The 19,566-nt window shown below is 66.7% G+C and carries 19 protein-coding genes; 6 read left to right on the forward strand and 13 right to left on the reverse strand.

All coding sequences use genetic code 11. The features are described 5' to 3' along the window. Nucleotides 1-28: 28 nt before the first annotated feature. The 4 genes from ML540_RS05355 to ML540_RS05370 all read right to left on the reverse strand — a co-directional run bounded on the left by ML540_RS05355 (nt 29) and on the right by ML540_RS05370 (nt 4,263). Nucleotides 29-583, reverse strand: coding sequence for a pyruvoyl-dependent arginine decarboxylase (locus ML540_RS05355; protein WP_243359068.1), 555 nt, complete (start codon nt 581-583; stop codon nt 29-31). Nucleotides 584-630: 47 nt separating this feature from the next. Then, nucleotides 631-1,416, reverse strand: coding sequence for an SPOR domain-containing protein (locus ML540_RS05360; protein ID WP_243359070.1), 786 nt, complete (start codon nt 1,414-1,416; stop codon nt 631-633). Nucleotides 1,417-1,525: 109 nt separating this feature from the next. After that, nucleotides 1,526-3,181, reverse strand: coding sequence for an arginine--tRNA ligase (gene argS, locus ML540_RS05365; RefSeq protein WP_243359072.1), 1,656 nt, complete (start codon nt 3,179-3,181; stop codon nt 1,526-1,528). A gap of 140 nt (nt 3,182-3,321) precedes the next feature. Next, the gene (locus tag ML540_RS05370; RefSeq protein ID WP_341482624.1) at nt 3,322-4,263 is read right to left on the reverse strand and encodes an ACP S-malonyltransferase; all 942 of its coding nucleotides are present in this window, start codon (nt 4,261-4,263) and stop codon (nt 3,322-3,324) included. A gap of 99 nt (nt 4,264-4,362) precedes the next feature. Here ML540_RS05370 and ML540_RS05375 point away from each other — a divergent pair, with 99 nt between their 5' ends. Continuing rightward, entirely contained in the window at nt 4,363-5,028 is a 666-nt protein-coding gene (locus tag ML540_RS05375; RefSeq protein WP_243359075.1) for a 16S rRNA (guanine(527)-N(7))-methyltransferase RsmG, read from the forward strand. Here the strand turns inward: ML540_RS05375 and ML540_RS05380 are convergent. The 3 genes from ML540_RS05380 to ML540_RS05390 all read right to left on the reverse strand — a co-directional run bounded on the left by ML540_RS05380 (nt 4,998) and on the right by ML540_RS05390 (nt 6,943). Then, complete coding sequence (locus tag ML540_RS05380; protein WP_423747880.1) at nt 4,998-5,219, reverse strand: hypothetical protein; 222 nt, start codon at nt 5,217-5,219, stop codon at nt 4,998-5,000. The genes ML540_RS05375 and ML540_RS05380 overlap by 31 nt on opposite strands. A 34-nt stretch (nt 5,220-5,253) precedes the next feature. Beyond that, the gene (locus tag ML540_RS05385; RefSeq protein ID WP_243359078.1) at nt 5,254-6,345 is read right to left on the reverse strand and encodes an NAD(P)H-dependent flavin oxidoreductase; all 1,092 of its coding nucleotides are present in this window, start codon (nt 6,343-6,345) and stop codon (nt 5,254-5,256) included. Between the two features lie 127 nt (nt 6,346-6,472). Further along, the gene (locus ML540_RS05390) at nt 6,473-6,943 is read right to left on the reverse strand and encodes a 23S rRNA (pseudouridine(1915)-N(3))-methyltransferase RlmH (RefSeq protein WP_243359086.1); all 471 of its coding nucleotides are present in this window, start codon (nt 6,941-6,943) and stop codon (nt 6,473-6,475) included. A gap of 91 nt (nt 6,944-7,034) precedes the next feature. On the opposite strand from ML540_RS05390, the gene ML540_RS05395 reads away from it, so the two are divergent. The 5 genes from ML540_RS05395 to ML540_RS05415 all read left to right on the forward strand — a co-directional run bounded on the left by ML540_RS05395 (nt 7,035) and on the right by ML540_RS05415 (nt 13,982). Beyond that, the gene (locus ML540_RS05395) at nt 7,035-7,595 is read left to right on the forward strand and encodes a DUF4390 domain-containing protein (RefSeq protein ID WP_243359088.1); all 561 of its coding nucleotides are present in this window, start codon (nt 7,035-7,037) and stop codon (nt 7,593-7,595) included. A 35-nt stretch (nt 7,596-7,630) separates the two neighbouring features. Next, a complete protein-coding gene (locus ML540_RS05400; protein ID WP_243359091.1) occupies nt 7,631-8,578 on the forward strand; it encodes a TIGR01777 family oxidoreductase in 948 nt (315 codons plus the stop codon). Nucleotides 8,579-8,671: 93 nt separating this feature from the next. Continuing rightward, a complete protein-coding gene (locus tag ML540_RS05405) occupies nt 8,672-10,021 on the forward strand; it encodes an HD domain-containing phosphohydrolase (protein ID WP_243359093.1) in 1,350 nt (449 codons plus the stop codon). Between the two features lie 2 nt (nt 10,022-10,023). Then, on the forward strand, nt 10,024-11,298 hold the full coding sequence (locus ML540_RS05410) for a type III PLP-dependent enzyme domain-containing protein (RefSeq protein ID WP_243359095.1): 1,275 nt from the start codon (nt 10,024-10,026) through the stop codon (nt 11,296-11,298). A gap of 44 nt (nt 11,299-11,342) precedes the next feature. After that, the gene (locus ML540_RS05415) at nt 11,343-13,982 is read left to right on the forward strand and encodes an AMP-binding protein (protein ID WP_243359097.1); all 2,640 of its coding nucleotides are present in this window, start codon (nt 11,343-11,345) and stop codon (nt 13,980-13,982) included. A 19-nt stretch (nt 13,983-14,001) separates the two neighbouring features. Here ML540_RS05415 and ML540_RS05420 read toward each other — a convergent pair whose 3' ends face one another. The 6 genes from ML540_RS05420 to ML540_RS05445 form a co-directional block, all read right to left on the reverse strand. After that, nucleotides 14,002-14,976, reverse strand: coding sequence for a chemotaxis protein (locus ML540_RS05420; RefSeq protein WP_243359102.1), 975 nt, complete (start codon nt 14,974-14,976; stop codon nt 14,002-14,004). A 178-nt stretch (nt 14,977-15,154) separates the two neighbouring features. Next, nucleotides 15,155-15,910 (reverse strand): substrate-binding periplasmic protein, encoded by a 756-nt coding sequence (locus tag ML540_RS05425; RefSeq protein ID WP_243359103.1) that lies wholly within the window; start codon nt 15,908-15,910, stop codon nt 15,155-15,157. Continuing rightward, nucleotides 15,907-16,590, reverse strand: coding sequence for an ABC-type transport auxiliary lipoprotein family protein (locus ML540_RS05430; RefSeq protein ID WP_243359105.1), 684 nt, complete (start codon nt 16,588-16,590; stop codon nt 15,907-15,909). Before ML540_RS05430 ends, ML540_RS05425 begins: the two co-directional genes overlap by 4 nt. Beyond that, a complete protein-coding gene (locus ML540_RS05435; protein ID WP_243359108.1) occupies nt 16,587-17,579 on the reverse strand; it encodes an MlaD family protein in 993 nt (330 codons plus the stop codon). The genes ML540_RS05430 and ML540_RS05435 overlap by 4 nt, the downstream gene beginning before the upstream one ends. A 9-nt stretch (nt 17,580-17,588) precedes the next feature. Next, nucleotides 17,589-18,335, reverse strand: a complete 747-nt coding sequence (locus ML540_RS05440) for an ABC transporter ATP-binding protein (protein ID WP_243359112.1) — start codon at nt 18,333-18,335, stop codon at nt 17,589-17,591. After that, nucleotides 18,335-19,462 carry an ABC transporter permease gene (locus ML540_RS05445; RefSeq protein WP_243359114.1) on the reverse strand — a complete coding sequence of 376 codons (1,128 nt, stop codon included), beginning with the start codon at nt 19,460-19,462 and terminating at the stop codon, nt 18,335-18,337. The genes ML540_RS05440 and ML540_RS05445 overlap by 1 nt, the downstream gene beginning before the upstream one ends. Nucleotides 19,463-19,566: the final 104 nt, after the last annotated feature.

Consider the following 19,566-nt stretch of genomic DNA (forward strand, 5'->3'; position numbering starts at 1 on the left):
GGCGCTTTCATGCATCGTGCAATGGGTCCTACGGCAGGAACACCACGGCGGAGATGGTGGTGGTCCACATTCCGGAGACGCCGGTGGTGACGCTCGGGAGGGACTTGGACTCGATGATCTTGCCGGACATCATGTAGATCTCGCGGCGCTCGTCGTAGGCGGTTTCGGGATCGAAGTCGATGCCCAAGGTGGTGGCCAGCATGGTGGAGGCCAGGTCCTCGGCGAAATCGCCGATTTCCTTCTGATCCTTGCCGAAGGAGGTGTGCTCGGAGATGTATCCGTAGTTGTCCTTGCTGGCGGGGAAGGCCATGCCCACAGCCGAGCCCACAAGGCGGCCCTTCTCGTCGGTGGCGTTGCGGGCCATGACGCAGAAGGTGATCTGCCCGGGATTGAGCAGCGCCTGGCCTTCTTCCACGGTCAGAAGAGTGCAGTTGGGCGGATAGATGCTGGAGACGTACACCAGGTTGAGTTTTTCAATCCCGGCGTCGCGCAGAGCCAGCTCAAAGGATTGCAGCTTATTCTTGTGACGGCCAATGCCTCTGGTGAAGAAGGCTTTGGTCGGGACGAACGTTTGTCCGAACATTCGAAGTCCTCCGTGGGAGAGCCTCCCCGTTTCGCGGGGGAACAGACTCATAAGGATTTTTTGTCGCGAAGTATAGGCTTTTTTGCCCCAGCGTTATCAAGGGTTTGCTTGATCTCCGCTTCGGTCCCTTTTACCTGCGCCACGACCCTGTAAAGGGTCTTGCCGTCTATCTTTACCTCCTCCACGGATGCTTTGATACCCTTTTTCTTGAGCCGGTCCACCTCGGAATCGGCCTGGGACTTCTTGTCCAGGGCGGCAAGCTGGTAGGAACAGGAGAACTTCTGTCCCTTGGAGTCCTTGGCGTCTTTGGGCCTGGAGGCGTCGGCCTGGACGGTTTTCTTGTCGGGCTGGGCCGGGGCGGTGGCCACCTTGCCCTTGGGCAGGGCGGAGGGGGTCTTTTCCAACGCGGTGGTCTGCACGGGAGCCGCGGCCGGGGTCAGGGGAGCGGCCCCGCCTTGGGGCGGAGCGGCCTGCGCGGCGGGAGCCTTGTCCTCGCCGGGCTTCTTGGCGGAGTCCACAGTGACGGTGTCGACGGGCTTTCGTCCCTGGAGGGTGTCCTGGAAGTGGAGTTCCTCGGGCTTGAGGACCGTGGGCGTCTCGGTGTTCTCGGGCTGGGCCGGAGCCGGGGCGGAAGGCATAATCTGGGCCACCTGGGGCACGGCGTTCTCGGGCTTGTAGCCCCGGCCCACCAGGACGCCCAGGATGAAGACCCACACGATGCCCAGCACCGCCACCACCACCACGGAAACAAGCCCGGGGCCGGTGAATTCGAAAGTGAATTTCCTTGGTCCGTCAGGCTGTTTGGAGACGTTGAAACGGTCCACGACCTTCATGCGGTTCTCCGGCGTCTGCCGTCAAAAGGTCCGCCGCTCCCGGGGGGGCCGCGGCGAACCGAAGTTTATACGCAAGGCGGTGGAAAAACTGTTTTCCACCGCGCGCAGGTTACATCTTCTCCGGAGCGTTCACGCCCAGGAGCTCAAGCCCGCTGGCCACCACCACGGAAACCGCTTCGAGCAGGAGCATGCGTGCGCGCATGAGAGCCTCGTCCGGGGCGGCCAGCACCGGATGCATGGTGTAGTAGCGGTGCAGAAGGCCGGCCAGGTCGCGCAGGTAGAAGCTCACCACATGGGGGCTCAGGGTCAGGGCGGCACTGGCCAGGATGTCGGGATACTGCTCCATGAACCGCATGAGGTCAAGGTCCTCGGGGGTGTCCAGCCTTGCCAGCAGCTCTCTGGAGGGCGCGGGCTTGGCGACGCCGCGCTCGGCCGCCTTGGCGAACAGCGAACAGATGCGGGCGAAGGCGTACTGCACGTAGTACACCGGGTTGTCCATGGACTGCTGCTTGACCAGTTCCAGGTCGAAGTCCAGGTGGCTGTCGGACTTGCGCGAGAGGAACATGAACCGGGCCGCGTCCACGCCCACCTCGGCGCACACGTCGGCCAGGGTCTCGAACTGCCCGGCCCGGGTGGACATGGCGATCTGCTCGCCGCCGCGCATGAGGTTCACCAGCTGCACCAGGATGACCTTGAGGTCCTCGGGGGCGCGGCCCAGGGCCTGAACGGCGGCCTTCATGCGGGGGATGTAGCCGTGGTGGTCGGCTCCCCAGATGTCCACGACCGTATTGAAGCCGCGCGCGTACTTGTCGGCGTGATAGGCGATGTCCGAGGCGAAGTAGGTCAGCTCGCCGGTGGACTTGCGCAGCACGCGGTCCTTGTCGTCGCCGAACTGGGTGGTGCCCATCCAGGCCGCGCCGTCCTTGTCGTAGGCCAGGCCGCGCGCCTTGAGGTCGGCCAGGGTCCGCTCCACGGCGCCCGCGGCCACCAGGGACTTCTCCGAGAACCACACCTGGTGCTCCACGCGGAAGTCGGCCAGGTCCTTCTTGATGCCGTCCAGGATGGACTTCATGCCGTACTCGTAGCAGATGTCCTGGGCTTCGGCCGGGGGGAGGTCGGCCAGGGCCTTGCCCTTGAGGGTGACGAGCTCGCGGGCCAGGTCGATGATGTACTCGCCCTTGTACCAGTCCTCGGGGTAGGCGACGGGCTTCTCAAGAAGCTCCAGCAGGCGCACCCAGATGGATTCGCCGAGCAGGCGCATCTGGCGTCCGGCGTCGTTGATATAGTATTCGGTGGAGACCTCGTAATCCATGGCGCGCAGGATGCGGGCCATGGAGTCGCCCACGGCCGCGCCGCGCCCGTGACCGATGTGCAGGGGGCCGGTGGGGTTGGCGGAGACGAACTCCACCTGCACCTTGGCGCCCCGGCCCAGGTTGAACTTGCCGAAGCACTGCCTGGCTTCCAGCACCTCTTCCACGGTCTGCTGCCAGAAGGACGGCGCGAAGGTGACGTTCAGAAAGCCGGGACCGGCCACCTCGACCTTGGACAGGCCCGGATCGGCCTCCAGAAGCTCCCTGGCCAGCTCTTCAGCCAGTTCCCTGGGCTTCCTGCCCAACTTTCCCGCCGTGAGCATGGCGATGTTGCAGGCCATGTCCCCGAATTTCTTGTCCTTGGGGGGCTCGATGGTGGCCTTTTCGGGCCACTCGGCCCCTTTCTTCTCCAGGATGGAGCCCAGAAGGCCCCTCAAATGGGTCAGCGCGCGCATTTTTCCGCCTTGATTCTCATTGAACGCCCAGGCCAGCGCCCGGCGTCGTCGTATCGCTTACGAACCAACCCCCTGTACGGGATTCCAAAGGGACGGAGTCCCTTTGGCCGCCGGAGGCATCCTGACTCTTCGCCTTTCCCCTACGGCAGCGTGAACTCCGCAGCGGCCTGCATGGAGCCCACGTTGACGGCGGTCGCGTCGTCCTTGCCCTCCAGGTTGGGCTTGACCATCTTGGTCAAGACGCCCTTGGGGCCGATCTCCACGAAGGTCCGGGCTCCGGCCTCGTAGAGTGCGCCCATGGTGTCGATCCAGCGCACCGAGGAGGTCATCTGGCGGGCCAGCAGGCCCTTGAGCTTCTCCGGGTCGGACTCGCCCGCGCCGGTCACGTTGGCGAACACCGGGGCGCTGGGGGCGCGCCAGTCGGCCTTGGACAGGATCTTTTCAAGCTCGGCGGCGGCCTCGGCCATCATGGGGGAGTGGAACGCGCCGCTCACGGCCAGGGGGATGGCCCGGCCCTTGACTTCCTTGCACAGCCCGGCGGCCTGGTCCACGGCGTCCTTGCGGCCTGAGATCACGTACTGGCCCGGGGTGTTGTAGTTGGCCACCAGGAGCACGCCCTTGGTGACCTCGGCGGCCTTGGCCACGATCTGCTCCACGTTTTCCAGCGACACCTTGAGGATGGCGGCCATGGCCCCGTCCGTGCCGCCGGCCTCGGCCATGAGCTTGCCGCGCAGGCTCGTAAGTTCAAGAACCTGCTGGATGGGCAACGCGCCCGAGGCGGCCAGGGCGGCGTATTCGCCCAGGCTGTGCCCGGCGAAGCCCATGGGGGCGAGCTTGTCCTTCACGGCCAGCCAGAGGTTGAGCGTGGTGACGGTCATGGCGGGCTGGAGATTGCGGGTGTCGGCCATGGAGGCGTCGTCGCCGTCCCAGTATATTTCACGAAGCGCAAGGCCGGAGGTCTTTTCGGCCAGCTTCCAGAGGTCCATGGCGTCCTGGCGGGATTCGGCCAGGTCGCGGCCCATGCCTTTTTCCTGGGATCCCTGTCCGGGGAAGAGCACGGCGGCGTTAGCGGTGGTGGTCACGAGTGGGCTCCTTGCGGGAAAAAATGGGACGGTTCTCGTCCGCCGGTTTTGGTAGAGCATCCTTTGACGGGCGTCAATTCTTGGGCCATACCCCGGCCCATGGCTTCAAGCGATCCCACCCCGGCCCTGGTGGCCGAACAAGCCCGCTCGCTCGGGCGCGAACTGACCCCGGAGCAGGCCGAGGGCCTTGGCGTCTATCTCGGCCTCTTGCAGACATGGAACCACCGGACCAACCTGGTGGGGCCGCGCCAGTGGCCGCTCATGCTCTCGGAGCTGGTGGCGGACAGCTGGCACCTGGCGGACCTGCTCTGCGAACTGGATCTCCCGGATGAGCCGCTGACGCTCGACTTCGGGGCCGGGGCCGGGATTCCGGGCGTGCCCCTCAGGCTCTTCTGGGATGCGGGCCGTTACGTGCTGATCGAGCCCAGGGCCAAGCGGGCGGCGTTTTTGCGCCAGTGCGCGGCCATGATGCGCCTCAAACGCACCGAGGTGTTCGAGGGCCGGGCCGAAGCCGTGGCCGGAACGGCGCAGGTCTGCCTGTCTCGGGCCTTCCAGCCGTGGCGGGAATTTTTGAAGACCGCGTCGCGCTACAAGTTGGAAAGAGAATCCGGGAACGGGGAACGTCGCTTCCCCGTGGTGGTCGTGTTCGCGAGTGATGCGGCCCCGGACGGAGCCGTGCCCGAGGGCTTCGCCCTCGAGCGGACCGCCGCGTATCCCAGCCGGGGGCAGATGGGCTATTTCTGGGTGTTCGCTCCCAGCAGTTGATCAAGCCCATCCTTGAAGATGAGCTTGGTGGCCTGCTGGTCCGCCTGGTCGGCCACGTCCATGAGCTTCTCCAGGAAGTCCAGGATGCGCCCGCGCTTTTCCTCGTCGGCGTACTCGAAATCCATCTCCAGATCGCCCGAGGCGAAGTAGGCCTCCAGCTTCTCCAGATAGGCGGTGTCGAACATGGGCATGGCGGTGTCCCCCGGGGCCGGATGCACCCGCGCGCTAGGCTCCGGCCTCCTGGGCCACGGCCTGGTCGTACTCGGCTTCCAGGCTGGCGATGAGCTCACGGACCGGCACGATCTCGGTCACGCGCCAGGCGTTCTGCCCGGCGAAGGCGAAGCCGTGATCCAGGTTGCCCTTCTTGGCGTTCATGAGGGCCATCATGATGCAGTAGGGCGTGGTGGTGTGGTCGCAGGAGTGGACGCAGTTGAAGGGGCACACCTTGGGGCGGCGGTTGCCCTTGGAGGCTTCCTCCAAGAAGGTGTTGCGGATGGCGCGTCCGGGCAGGCCCACGGGGCTCTGGATGATGACGATGTCCTCTTCGGACGCGTTCACGTACGCCTGCTTGAAGGCCATGTCGGCGTCGCATTCGTCGGTGGCCACGAAGCGGGTGCCCATCTGGACCCCGGCCGCGCCCATGCGGATGTATTTGCGGATGTCCGCCCCGGTGTACACGCCTCCGGCCGCGATGACCGGGATGGGCCTGCCGTCGGGAGCGGTGTAGGGCTTGACGCCCTCGATCACTTCCGGGACCACCGTCTCCAGAGAGTGGGCGGCCTCGCCCAACTGGCCGGGCTTGAAGCCCAGGTGCCCGCCCGCCATGGGGCCTTCCACCACGAAGGCGTCGGGTACGCGTCCGAATTTGGCCAGCCATTTCTTGCACAGGATGACCGCGGCCCGGGCCGAGGAGACGATGGGGATCAGCTTGGTCTTGCAGCCCTCGGGCAGGTGGGCGGGCAGGTCCAGGGGCAGGCCCGCTCCCGAGAAGATGGCGTCGATGCCTTCCTTGACGGCGGTGGAGACCAGCTCGGCGTAGTTGGTGAGGGCCACCATGATGTTGACGCCGATGGCTCCCGAGGTTTTCTCCCGGGCGGCGCGGATCTCGTCGCTCAGGGCGGCGTTGTTGGTCTCGATGAAGTTCGAGGCGTAGCCGGGCCTGCTCATGCCGATGCCGGCGGCCGCGATGACCCCGATGCCTCCCGCCTCGGCTACCGCCGCCGCCAAGCCGGAAAGGGATATGCCGACTCCCATGCCTCCCTGGATGATGGGGATGCGGACGCACAGGTCGCCGATTGAAAGGGACGGAAAGGACATGTCAGCTCCAGGAGTTCAAAAAAGACTGGAAAGGCCGAGTTCCGGCGCGTTTAGAGTGCGCCCGGCCGAAATCGCTTGAAAACATGTTCCGGCGAAAAAGTCGAGGGGAGAATGGGGCCGGAAACGGTCAATCATGGTGGTACGGATGCCCGGCCAGGATGCTCATGCCCCTGTACAGTTGCTCCAGGAGGATGACTCGGGCCAGTTCATGTGGCAATGTGTAAGGCCCGAGGCTCAATCGCTCGTCGAAGCGGGCTTCGGCCTCGGGGCTGTATCCGTACGGGCCGCCGATGACGAAGCAGGGGGCGCGGCCCGGGTCCTCGATCCATTCGGAGAGTTTCGACGCCAGTCCCTTGGATCCGTGGGCCTTGCCCCGCTCGTCCAGGCCGATCACGCGGTCGCGTGGGCCAAGCGCCGCAAGGAGCGCCTGTCCCTCCTTGCGTTTGCGGGCGGTGTGGTCCTTGGCTTCCTTGGCGTCGCGCAGCACCGCGGTATCGTAACGGATATAGCGCGAAAGCCCATCAAGGTAGTGGCGGCATGCCTGGGCCGCCCAGGGGGACTTGAGCTCCCCGAAAAAGACGAATCGGATGCGGTTCATCGCTTCAAAAAGGGTACTCCCGGCTTTGGCTGTTGTCAAAGCCACGGGCTTCAGGTAGGGGCCGAAAGGGTTTAAAGGGCAAGGGTTCTTCATGCGTCGGGCATTGTATCTCGTACTCCTCCTGCTTGCGTTCTCGGCGGTCTCCCGCACGGACGCGCACGCCCAGCGCATGGGCCTGACCAACCTGGTCGTGGACAACCAGGAGGGGCGGGTCAAGGTGCGCTTCGGGGTGGACGTCAAGGCGGTGGATGCGGTGAACGACGCCCTGGTGAGCGGGCAGGTCCTGGCCCTGGAATGCCGGGCCTGGCTCACCCGCAAGCGTGACTACTCCTGGAACGCAGAGGTCTCGCGCGCCCAGACGCTCTCGAGCCTCAGGCTGCACGACGGGGGACCCTTCGAGATCGTCCTGCCGGGCGGGCGCCAGGAGCACTTCCGGGGCCGCGACCTGGGGCTGGTCATGAAGGAGGCGTGGGGCAACATGTCCATGGACCTGGGGGCCTGGGACAGCCTGGCCCGGGGCAACGCCTATTCCCTGACCCTCGAAATCCGCCTGGTGCGGCAGGACGTTTCCTCCTGGCTCAAGGGCGCGCTATTCTTCTGGAATTTCGACGCGATCCCTCCTGTCAAATATCAGCTCGACTTCTCCTATTGACCACCTGAAGCCTTTTCCCCTACGTACCTTATGGTATGAAGGAACCTTCGCACGATAATCCGAAATCCGTCATCGTCTCAGGCGGGAGCGGCTTCATCGGCAAGCCCCTGTGCCGTGCGCTCATGGCCGGGGGCTACCGGGTGACGGTGCTGACGCGCGGCGCGTCGCGGCCCCTTTCGGCGGATCCGGAGGGAGCCCTGCCCGAATACGTCACCTGGGACGGACACTCCGGCGCGGGTTGGGGCCATCTGGCCGACGGCGCCCACGCCCTGGTGAACCTGGCCGGGGAGGGCATCGCCGAGGGGCGCTGGACGCCCGAGCGCAAGAGCCGGATCCTTCAGAGCCGGGTCCATGCGGGCCAGGCCATGCTCGCGGCCGTAGCCCAGGCCGCCGTGAAACCCAGGGTGTTCATCCAGGGATCGGGCGTGGGCTACTACGGCGACACCGGGGACGAGGCCGTGGACGAGTCGTCCCCGCCGGGATCAGGCTTCCTCACGGACGTCTGCCTGGAGTGGGAAGCCTCCACGCGCGCGGTGGAGGACCTGGGCGTGCGCTGGGTGGTGCTGCGCATGGGGCTGGTCATGGGGCGAGGCGGGGGCGTGCTGCAAAAGATGCTCACCCCCTTCAGGCTGTTCGTGGGCGGCCCCCTGGGCGAGGGGAACCAGGGAATCCCCTGGATACACATGGAGGACGCCGTCCGGGCCATCGTGTTCCTGCTGGAGAACGAAGCCGCGGCCGGACCCTATAACCTGACGGCCCCCGAAGCCGTCTCCAATCTCGATTTCTGCCGGTATCTGGGGCGGGCGATGTCCAGGCCGTGCGGCCTGGCCGTGCCGGCCGCTGCACTCAGGCTGGCCATGGGGGAGTTGGCGGACGAGCTGCTTCTCTCGGGATGCCGCGCCTTCCCCAAGCGCCTCGTGGAGCTGGGCTTCGAATTCAGGCACCCCAGGCTGGCCGAAGCCCTCAAGGAACTCATGGCTTAAGGCGCACGGCCCCGTGGGAGACCGTGTCCCGGAAACCGGCGTGCGGGACGCCGGTCGCGCAACAGCCCGGCAATGCGGGCACTGGAAACGGACATGCCGAGTCAGAAGAGCAGGATACTCGTGGTCGAGGACGAGGCCATAGTCGCCTTGGATATCCAGAGCAGGCTCAGATACATGGGCTATGATGTCGCCGGGGTGGCCAGCACCGGCGAGGACGCCGTGGACAAGGCCGGGAAGCTCAAGCCCAACCTGATCCTCATGGACATCATGCTCGAGGGCGGGATGGACGGCATCGAGGCCGCGGGCCTGATCAAAGAGAATTTCGGCATCCCGGTGGTCTACCTGACCGCCTACGCGGACAAGCAGACCCTGGAACGCGCCAAGATCACCAATCCCTTCGGCTACATCATCAAGCCCTTCGAGGACCGTGAACTCCAGACCACCATCGAGATGGCCGTCTACAAGTACGAGACGGACCGCAAGCTGGTGCTCTCCGAGAGGCTCCTGGCCACCACCCTCAAGAGCCTGGGCGAAGCCGTGGTCACCACGGGGGCCGACGGGCTGGTCAGATTCCTCAACCCCGTGGCCGAGCAGTTCCTGGGAGTCAAGCTGGAGGAGGCCCAGGGCAGGACCCTGCCCGAGCTCCTGCGCCACGATGACTCCTGCATGGCAGGATTCGGCAGCCACACCTGCAGATTCACGCGCTCGAGCGGGGAGTCCGTGCCCATCGAGACCAACGTCTCCCCCATTCTCGACGACTGGGGCGGGACGGTGGGCTCCGTGCTGGTGTTCCGGGACATCTCCGAGCGGGTCAAGAGCGAGCGGAACCTCAGGGAATACGTGGCCAGCCTGCGCGAATCGCTGGAGGCCACCGTGGAGGCCCTGGCCGTCACCGCCGAGAAGCGCGATCCCTACACGGCCGGGCATCAGCAGCGAGTGGCCGCCCTGGCCACGGCCATAGCAGCCGAGCTTGGCCTCGATGGCGACCGCCTGGAGGGCCTGCGCGTGGCCGGGCTCCTGCACGACATCGGAAAGATATACATCCCAGCGGAAATACTGGCGAAACCGTCCACGCTCACCAACATCGAGATGGGGCTCATCAAGACCCATTCCGAGGTGGGCTTCGACATTCTCAAGAACATCCCCTTTCCCTGGCCCGTGGCCCAGTGCGTGCTGCAGCACCACGAGCGGCTGAACGGCTCGGGGTATCCGGCGGGGCTCTCCGACGGCCAGATCAGCGAGGAGGCCAAGATACTCTCCGTGGCCGACGTGGTGGAGGCCATGAGCTCCCACCGGCCCTACCGGGCCGCCCTGGGCCTGGACCGGGCCCTGGGCGAGGTGAAGCGCAACCGGGGCGTGCTCTATTTCCCCGATGCCGTGGACGCCTGCCTGGGCCTGTTCGAATCCGGGCGCTTCAGCTTCGAGATGGAGGAGAGGGCCTGAGCATGGAGTACTCCGCCGTGGCCCGCCGGGCCGCTCCCGCCTCCAGGATTCTCGCCGCTGCCCTGGCCTGCAAAGCCCTGGATGAGGACGACACCGCCGCGCTCATCTACGACCTGGACGGCCTGGACGCCCGGCTTGAGGCTGCGCGCGCCGCGTTCGTCCCGGGAACGCTGCATGCCGTGGCCGTCAAGGCCATGCCCATGCCCGCCGTGCTCTCGCGCCTGGTGGCGCGCGGCGCGGGCCTGGAGGCCGCCTCCCTGCCGGAGCTGCACCTGGCCCTGGCCGCCGGGTGCGAGCCCTCGCGCATCGTGTTCGACTCGCCCGCCAAGACCGTGCCCGAGCTGCGCCAGGCCCTGTCGCTGGGCGTCCACCTGAACGCGGACAACTTTCAGGAACTGGCCCGTCTGGATGCCCTGGTGGACGCCCCTTCCTCCGCCGCCACCATCGGGCTTCGGGTCAACCCCCAGGTGGGCCTGGGCCAGATCGCCGACACCAGCGTGGCCGGGGAGTTCTCCAAATTCGGCGAGCCCGTGGAAAAGCGCCGGGAGATCATCGAGGCGTACGTGGCGCGCCCCTGGCTCACGGGACTGCACATGCACGTTGGCTCCCAGGGGTGCCCGCTTGCGCTGTTCACGCGCGGGGCGCGCATCCTGCTGGACCTGCGCCGCGACATCGACGCCGCCTGCGGGGGCGCGAGGATCACCCGGGTGGACATCGGGGGCGGGCTTCCCGTTTCCTACCGCGAGGGAGAATCCGAGCCGACCATGCGGGAGTATGGCGCCGCCCTGGCCCGGGACTGCCCGGAGCTTTTCGACGGGAGCCTCGCCGTGTTCACGGAGTTCGGGCGCTGGATGTTCGCGGGACAGGGCTTCGCGGCCAGCCGAGTGGAATACGTCAAGGAGCAGCCCGGCCACCGCACGGCCGTGATCCACCTTGGCGCGGACATGTTCCTGCGCACCTGCTACGTGCCGGGCACCTGGCACCACGACTTGGCCGCCGCCGGGCCGGACGGGGCGCTCAAGGCCGGGGCGGAGAATCCCTGGCACGTGGCCGGTCCGCTCTGTTTTTCAGGGGATTTCCTGGCCCGGTCCAGGCCGCTGCCGGACGTCGCGCCGGGCGATTTCATCCTGATCCTGGACGCCGGGGCGTACACGTTCGCCATGTGGTCGCGCTACAACAGCCGCCAGATGCCCAAGGTCCTTGGCGTGTCCGGCGGGCGCTTCGTCACGCTTAAGGAGCGCGAGCGCGTGGAGGACGTGGTGGCCTTCTGGCGCTGAACCGCCACTGCGAAAAAACGGCTTGAAACGCCGGGAGCCCGGCCATGCCTTCCCCGGACGCAACCCTTGTCGACTCCCTGCTGGAGGCCGTGAGCCGCCACGCGGAGGGCTTCGCCCTGCGCCTGGTCCTGGAGGACGGCTCCTTCAAGGACCTGGACCGCCGCGCCTTTCTGGACATGGCCCTGCGCGTGGCGGGCTGGTGCCGGGAAAAGGGGCTCGCCCCGGGCGGCCGGGCCGTCCTGTGCCTGGAGAACTCCCCGGCCTGGGGAGCGGCCTACTTCGGCATCCTCCTGGCCGGAGGGGTCGTGGTGCCCGTCGATGCGCAGTCCACGCCGGAGGACGCGGCCTATTTCCTGGAAAAAACCCGCGCCCGCCTGGTGTTCGCCTCCCGGGAGGACCTCTTCGCCTCCTGCCGTGCCGACGACTGTATTCTGGCCCGGAGCCTGGATGAGGCCCTGGCTCACGAACCCCTGGCCGAGGGGGCCATCTATCGGGGCGCTCCCGGCGACCCGGCCGCGCTGCTCTTCACCTCCGGCACCACGGGCAGGCCCAAGGCGGTGACGCTCACCCACGCCAACCTGCTGGCCAACGTGGAGTCCATCAAGGCCACCGGGCTTCTGCTGCCCACCGACAACTTCCTTGCCGTGCTCCCCCTGCACCATGCCTACCCGTGCATGGTGAACCTGCTGGTGCCGCTTTTGGCCGGGGCGCGCTCCACGTTCCTGGAGACCCTCAAGCCCGAGGCCATCCTCTCCGTGCTGAAAAGCGCCCGCATAAGCCTCCTGGTGCTCACCCCGCAGTACGTGGGCATCTTCCTGCGGCGCATCCTCAAACGCTTCGAGGGCCTGCCTCTCGGGCTCGGGCGCGGCCTCGCCCGGCTGCTGGCCATGACGGCGGGCATGCGTCCGGACCCGCTGGGCTTCGTGCGCCGTGGGGTCTTGCGCGCGGTGGGGCCGGACTTCCGCTTCTTCCTCACCGGCGGGGCCAAGTGCGATCCGGAGGTCATCGAGGGCATGGCCGCGCTGGGGCTGCCGGTGATCGAGGGGTACGGCCTGTCCGAGACCGCGCCGGTGGTCAGCCTGAACCGCCCCGACTCGGGCAAGCCCGGCAGCGTGGGCACGCCGCTTAAGGGCGTGGAGGCACGCATCGACCTCCCGGACGCCGAGGGCTACGGGGATATCCTGGTGCGCGGCGCCAACGTCATGCTGGGCTACTTCGAGGACCCCGAGGCCACGGCCCTGGCCCTCCGGGACGGCTGGTTCCACACCGGCGACCAGGGGCGCATGGACCCGGACGGCGCGCTGTACGTGCGCGGCCGGGAGCGCGACATCATCGTGTTGCCCAGCGGCAAGAAGTTCCCCGCCGAGGAAGTGGAGGCCCACTACCTGCAAGCCCCGAGCGTGGGGGAGATCTGCGTGCTCCAGGGCGAGGGCGGGGCGCTCACGGCCGTGGTCACCCCCGACAGGGAGTTCTTCCGGGCCACGGATGCGCCCGACGTGCGCCACAACATCCGCTGGGACATGGAGATGGTTTCCAAGACCCTGCCGCCCTACAAGCGCGTGGGCGCGTTCACGGTGGTGCCGGGAGAGCTGCCCAAGACGCGCCTGGGCAAGTTGAAGCGCCATCTGGTGGAGAAGATGCTCTCCGAGGCGGCCACGGCGGGGCCGGTGCAGGCCGAAGCGTGGACCGGACTCGGCCCGTCTGGGGAAAAGGCCCTGGCGGCCATCCGCGAGGTGTCGGGGATGGCTTCGGTGGCGGCCTCGTCGCACCTGGAGCTGGACCTTGGCCTGGATTCGCTCCGGAAGCTGGAGCTGCTGACGCTTCTGGAAGACGTGCTGGGCCGGACAATTGCGGAAGAGCGCTTCCAGCGCCTGGCCACGGCCGGGGAGGTGGTGGCGCTGGCGCGGGAGCTTGCCGGGGAAACGCCCCTGGATGTTGCCCCGGATTCGGCAGGAGGGGCGGCCGGAAACGGTTCCCGGTCCCCGGACGTTCGGAGCGGCGTCCGGGAGGACTGGCGTGCGCCGGGAGATGCTTCCGGGCTTAACCTGGACGCGCCGCTGCCGCCGGAGCTTGCGGCCAGGGTGCGCACCCGCTTCGGCCCGGCCGCGCGGCTGGCCACGTCGGCCGTGGGCTCTCTGGTGGACGCGGCCGCGCGCCTTGGGTTTTCGCTTACGGTCCGGGGGGCGGAAAACATCCCCGAGGGCGCGGCCCTCATCTGCCCCAACCACGCAAGCTACCTGGACGCGTTCATGGTTTTCGCCGCGACCCCGCCCAGGCTGCGCATGCGCCTCTATTTCCTGGGACTGGCCCGCTACCTGGACGCCTGGCTGGTGCGGCGGCTGGCGGCGGTGTTCAGGCTGATCCCGGTGGACGCGGGCAGGATGTCCGAAACCATGCGTCTGAGCGCCCGGGCCCTGCGGGGCGGAGGGCTTTTGTGCGTTTTCCCGGAGGGGGCGCGCACGGTGTCCGGAGAACTCCAGGAGTTCCGGCAGGGCCCGGTGGTCCTCTCCGGAGCGTGCAGCGTGCCCGTGGTTCCGGTCGCCATCGCCGGCACCTTCGAGGCCTGGCCCGTACGGGGGAAACTCAAGCTCGGCAAGGTGACCGTGCGCTTCGGCAAGCCGTTCATGCCCGGAAACCCGGAAGAGGTGCGGCTCGCGGTGGGGGAATTGCTCCGCCAGCCGTGAGGGCGGTTGCGCGGCGGCCTTACGCCCGGGTGATGACCGCGCGCGCCAGGTCCGCCATGATCTCACGGGCCATGACTTCCGTCTGGGGCTTGGGGAACTGGCCGTTGGCCCCCACCGACTCCCCCTTGTGCTGCGTCTCCTCGGTGATGAGCGAGGAGAACAGGTAGACGGGGATGGACTTGAGTTCCGGGTCGTCCTTGATGGATTTGCACAGGGTGTAGCCGTCCATCACCGGCATCTCCACGTCGGAGATCACCACATCGACCAGATCGCTGACCGCAAGTCCGCGCGACCGGGCCTCCTCGGCCTTGGCCTTGAGAATTTGCAAGGCTTCCTGGCCGCTGTCCGCCGATTCCACGCTGAAGGCCTCGTCTTGCTCCAGGGCCTTTTTCACCATGCGCCGCACCAGCATCTGGTCGTCCACGTGCAGCACGCTTATGTTGCGGTCGGCCTTGATGGCCGAGGAGACGCCGAAAAAGTCCTCTCCCGACCGGGGATTCAGCTCGATGACGATTTTTTCCAGGTCCAGGATGAACACGATGCGGCCTTCCAGGTTCACGATGCCAGTGAAGGCGTTCAGGGAATACTCGCTGATGTGCTTGTCCGGCTTTTCCACGTCCGACCAGCTCAGGCGGTAGATCCTGGTGATGCCCGAGACCATGAACGCGGTCATCACCTGGTTGAACTCGGTGATGATCATCTTGTGGTCGGCGCTGTCCGTCTGGTCCTGCTCCAGGTATTTGGCCAGGGCTACGATGGGCACGACCTTGTCGCGGTCCTTGAAGTGGAAGGCCCCCCACACGCTCGAGTGCGAACACGACGGCGGCCGCATGACCTGATCCGGAAGGCGCGTGATCTTGAGTACCTTGGCGACGTTGATGCCGTAGTAGGCCCGGTAGACGTTCTCGCCCGCCTGGATATCGATGTAGAAACACATGATTTCCACTTCATTGGTGCCTACTTCCGTGAGAGCCAGATGCTGACCGTTGCTCATGAACAACCTCTTGCGGATCGCGGGAACCGGGAGGACGGGGATATCCGTGTGTCTGCCCGGCGGGAAAGGAAGGCGGGAAACGCCCGGCTCCGGCCGGACGTCCGAAGAATAGAACAGTCCTCCCGCAAACGCCAGCGCCGGGTGAAGCCCGAGGGCGGCGAGGTCCTGGGAGGCGTCCCTATTCCGGGACGGCCTCTCCCGGAAGCCACCTGGAGTAGATGGCCTGGAAGGTTCCGTCGGCCTTCATGTCCGCCAGGGCCTCGTTCCAGGCCGTCACCACGGCCTCGTCGCTCCCCTTGGAAAAAGCGATATACAAATCCACGGCCTGGAAGGTGTAGACGTTCTCCAGCTGTCCGGGCTTCAGGCAGGCCCTTTGCGTGCCGAACCGGATGCCCATGTCCGTGGAGGCAATGAGATCAAGCCTGCCCGCCAGCAGTTTCTTCACGTTGGCGACGGGGGTGTTGGCGCTGTCGAGGTTGGTGAACCCGTGGTCCAGCAGGAACCGCTCCCTGGCATCTCCGTTGTACGTGCCGATGGAGCCCACCGTCTTGGCCTCGTCCAGGCTGGCCAGGGGCTTCATTTTTCCTGCCGGGGCGTAAAAAGCCCACTTGAGGCGCATGATGGGGCCGATCCAGTGGAACAGGGGGGCGCGCTCGGGGGTGCGGGTGGTGGCGAAGAGAACGATGTCCGGCCGCGCCACGGCCATGGCGTAGGCCCTGGCCCAGGGCAAGAGCTCGATGGGAGTGGCGTCGCCCGTGCGCTTCTGGATCTCGCGCACGATATCCACGCCCAAGCCCGTGAGCGCGCCGTTTTCCATCTGCGCGGACGGGGGGGACAGTTCGGTGAAAACGGACAGGGCGCGCACGGAGGGCGCTGTGGCCACGGTGCCCAGAAAGGCCATGAGGACGGCCGCCGCCAGCGCCCGGGAGTTCATCTCGCCCCGCGCAGGTCCTTTTCGAGTTCGCCCAGAATCTCGGCGAGAGCCGTGTTGTAGGCCGCCGCAAGCCCCGACGCGTCCTTGAATCCGGCCTGGAAGGGGACTTCCTTGCGGTAGCTCTTGGAGAACGCCACCGAATAGGTGTCGTTCTTGTTGCGCAGCAGGAAGAACTGCATCTCCAGCACGGCCTTGGGATTGGCCTTGTCCCGGAAGTCGCCGTAGAGGGCGTTCACCAGTCCTTCCAGCAGGTGCGTGTCGGCCACCTGGCTGGTGGAATCCACCACATGCCCGAAGATTCCGGCCCTGCCCAGCCACTGTTCGGCCTGCTGGGACAGGTTGTTGGCGGGCTGGACGAAGAAGGTGTTGTAGTAGTCGGATTCGAACTCCGTCTCGCCCAGACGGTAGACCATCTCCTTGCCTTGGTAGGCCGGGCTTATCTGCAGGGGGCGCACCTTGAGCGCGGACTTGTCCGACGCGGGCGTGGCCGCTTCGGGCCTGACGGCCGTGATGTTGTAGTAGCGGCGCTCCGGGGCCGGGCGGTTGAGGGGCGCGGAGCAGGCCGCGAGAATGCCCAGGACGGCCAGGGCCGCCAGAACGGTGAGGACCGGGGTGCCCTCGCGGCGCCAGCCGTTTCGCGGGCCCGTCAGTCTGGCCGGGAAGGATGCGGGGCGTTTCATTTCTTCTTCTCCGGGGTGGCCTTGGCCGGGGGGGCGCCGAAGAACAGCCGCGAGGGGTTGCGCTTGGCTTCGCCGGTTAGGTCGTTCAGGTTTTCGAAGGCCTGCTTGCCCTGCTGCAGGATGCCCTGCACCTCGTCGCGCTGGGTGGCCACCAGGGCGTTGACCTCGCGCAGGAGCTTGCGCATGTCGGCAATCGTCTGGGGCAGGTTCTCGGTGGAGGTCTTCAGGTTGGCCAGGGTTTCGCCCAGGTTTTTGAGGGCTTCGCGCGACTCCTTGCTGGCGAGCATGGAGTTCAGGTGGTCGTTGGTCTTGCGCAGGTCCACGATGAGGGAGTTCACGTTGTCGGAGAGCCCGGGCACGTTGGCGTCCTTCACCGCCTCGCGGATCACCACCAGGAGCGAATTGATGTTCTGGATGGCGTTGTCCACGCCGGACTCGTCAATCTTCTTGAGAAGCTTGGAGAATGTCTCGAAGGTCTCCTCCAGGCGGGCGATGGTGCTGGGAGCCGAGGGCACGTAGAAATATTCCGGAGTCCAGCTGATGGGCAGGGGCTTGTTGGTCCTGGGGTTGACGTAGTCCATCTCCAGGTAGCCGGTGCCCGTGAGGCCCTGGGGGGCGATGCGCACGCGCAGGCCGTCCTCCACCTCCTGGGTGATGGCCTCCTTGAGCCCCTCGTTGGACTTGACGGACAGGGCGGATTCGGGGTCCAGGGCCATCTCCACCAGCACGTAGCGGAAGGGGATGTCCTTGATGTCGTGGTATTTGTTGAACACGAAGCGGATGCGCTCCACGGAGCCGATCTTCACGCCCTTGAACTTGAGCGGCGAGCCGACGTCCAGGCCCTGCACGGACTCGTTGAAGTAGGTCTCGATCATGACCTTGTCCTTGCGCAGCGACCCCAGGCCGAAGAAGACCAGGGCCAGCAGCACCAGCGTGGTGGCGCAGATGATGAAGAGGCCGAGCTTGAAATAGTTGGTGTGCATGCTCATGGCGGGACTTTACGCCTCTCGGTTGAAGAATTTGCGGACCCTCGGGTCGGTGCTGCCGTCGCGCAGCATCCTGGGCGGACCTTGGGCGATGATGCCCTTGGTCTGGGGATCGAGCATGATGACCCGGTGGGCGATGGCGTAGATGCTGGCCAGCTCGTGGCTCACGATGACGAAGGTGATGCCAAGGCTCCCGGCCAGGGTCAGGATGAGCTCGTCGAGCCCGGCCGAGGTGACCGGGTCCAGGCCGGCCTGGGGCTCGTCGAGAAAGAGGATGGCCGGGTCCAGGGCCATGGCCCGGGCAATGGCCGCGCGCTTCTGCATGCCGCCCGAGAGCTCCGAGGGCAGCTTCTGCTCCGCTCCGGCCAGGCCCACCAGTTTGAGCTTCATGCGGGCCACGGCCTCGCGGGCGTCCTGGGGGAGGCTCGTGAACTCCTCCAGGGGCAGGCATACGTTCTCCAGGAGCGTCAGCGACCCGAACAGCGCCCCGGACTGGTACATCACCCCGAAGGAGCGCAGTATCTCGCGGCGCCTGCGTCCACGGGCCGCCACCAGGTCGCGCCCCTGGATGACCACATGGCCGGACATGGGCGGGTACAGGCCGATCATGTGCTTCAGGAGCGTGGACTTGCCGCATCCCGATCCGCCCAGGATCACGAACACCTCGCCCGGCTGCACGGAAAAAGTGAGGTCCCTGAGCACCACCTTCTCGCCGTAGCCCATGGTCAGGCCGGAGACCTCGATGACAGGCGCGCCCATCACCACCCCATCACGTAGAAGACCACCGCGAACACCCCGTCGGCCACGGCGATGAGGATGATGCCGGACACCACCGCGCTGGTGGTGGACTGGCCCACGGAACTGGCCCCGCCACGCGTGCGCAGGCCGCGCTGGCATCCGATGGCGCACACCAGCAGGCTGAAGACCATGGCCTTGAAAAGCCCGCCCATGAAATCCCCCAGGGTCACCGACATGTGCACCTGGTTGACGTAGGCCACCAGCGGGTAGCCCAGCGAGAGCATCACCAGGGCCCCGCCAACGAGCCCGGCCAGGTTGAAGAAGATGGTCAGAAGCGGGGTCATGGCCATGGCCGCCAGCACCCGCGTCACCACCAGGAAGCGCACCGGGTCCAGGCCCATGGTCACCAGGGCGTTGATCTCCTCATTGACCGTCATGGTGCCGATCTCGGCGGCGAAAGCCGATCCGGAGCGTCCGGCCAGGATGATGGCCGTGACCAGCGGGCCGAGCTCGCGCAGCATGGAGAGTCCCAGCAGGTTGGCCACGAATATCTCCGCGCCGAACTGCTTGAGGGGCATGGCCGACTGGAAGGCCATGATCAGGCCCATGAGGAAGCCGATGAGCACGATGATGGGAAATGCGTTGGCCCCGGCGGTCTCGGCCACATGCACGGCGTCGGCCCAGCGCACCCGGCGCGGGTTGGCCGCCGCGCGGGCGAGGGCCATGGAGAATTCGCCCACGAACCCCACCAGGGCGATGATGTCCTCGATGAGGATGGACGCCTTGCGCCCCACCTCCTCGGGCAGGCTCGGCTTCACGAGCTCGGAGGCGGGCGGGGACAGGTCCTGGGGGGTGAACTGCTCGTAGAGGGAGCGGAAGCGTTCGTTCAATCCCGTGAGGGCGAACCCGGCCCCGGCGGATTCGGCGCGGCGGCGCAGCTCCAGCAGAAGGGCCAGCCCGGCCACGTCGCAGTAGCCCACGCCCGACGCGTCCACGGTGAGCGTGGGGCCGGGGCTAACGGCCAGGCGCACGGCGCGGTCCCAGATCGCGGCCACCCCGGCGGCGTCGAGGCGTCCGGACACGCCCAGGGCCAGTCCCGCCGGGACGGTCTTGTGGGTCAATGCTGCGGGTTGGTCGGGGGAACTCATTGGCAGGCCCGTGCGGAACGATTGGATATCGGCCGCTTGTACGCCACCCCCGAAGTGCGGTCAATCGAGGCCGGGGAGCGGATGAGGATGTTGACCGGGCCGTG

Source organism: Fundidesulfovibrio terrae, from assembly GCF_022808915.1.
GTDB classification, from domain to species: Bacteria; Desulfobacterota; Desulfovibrionia; order Desulfovibrionales; family Desulfovibrionaceae; genus Fundidesulfovibrio; species Fundidesulfovibrio terrae.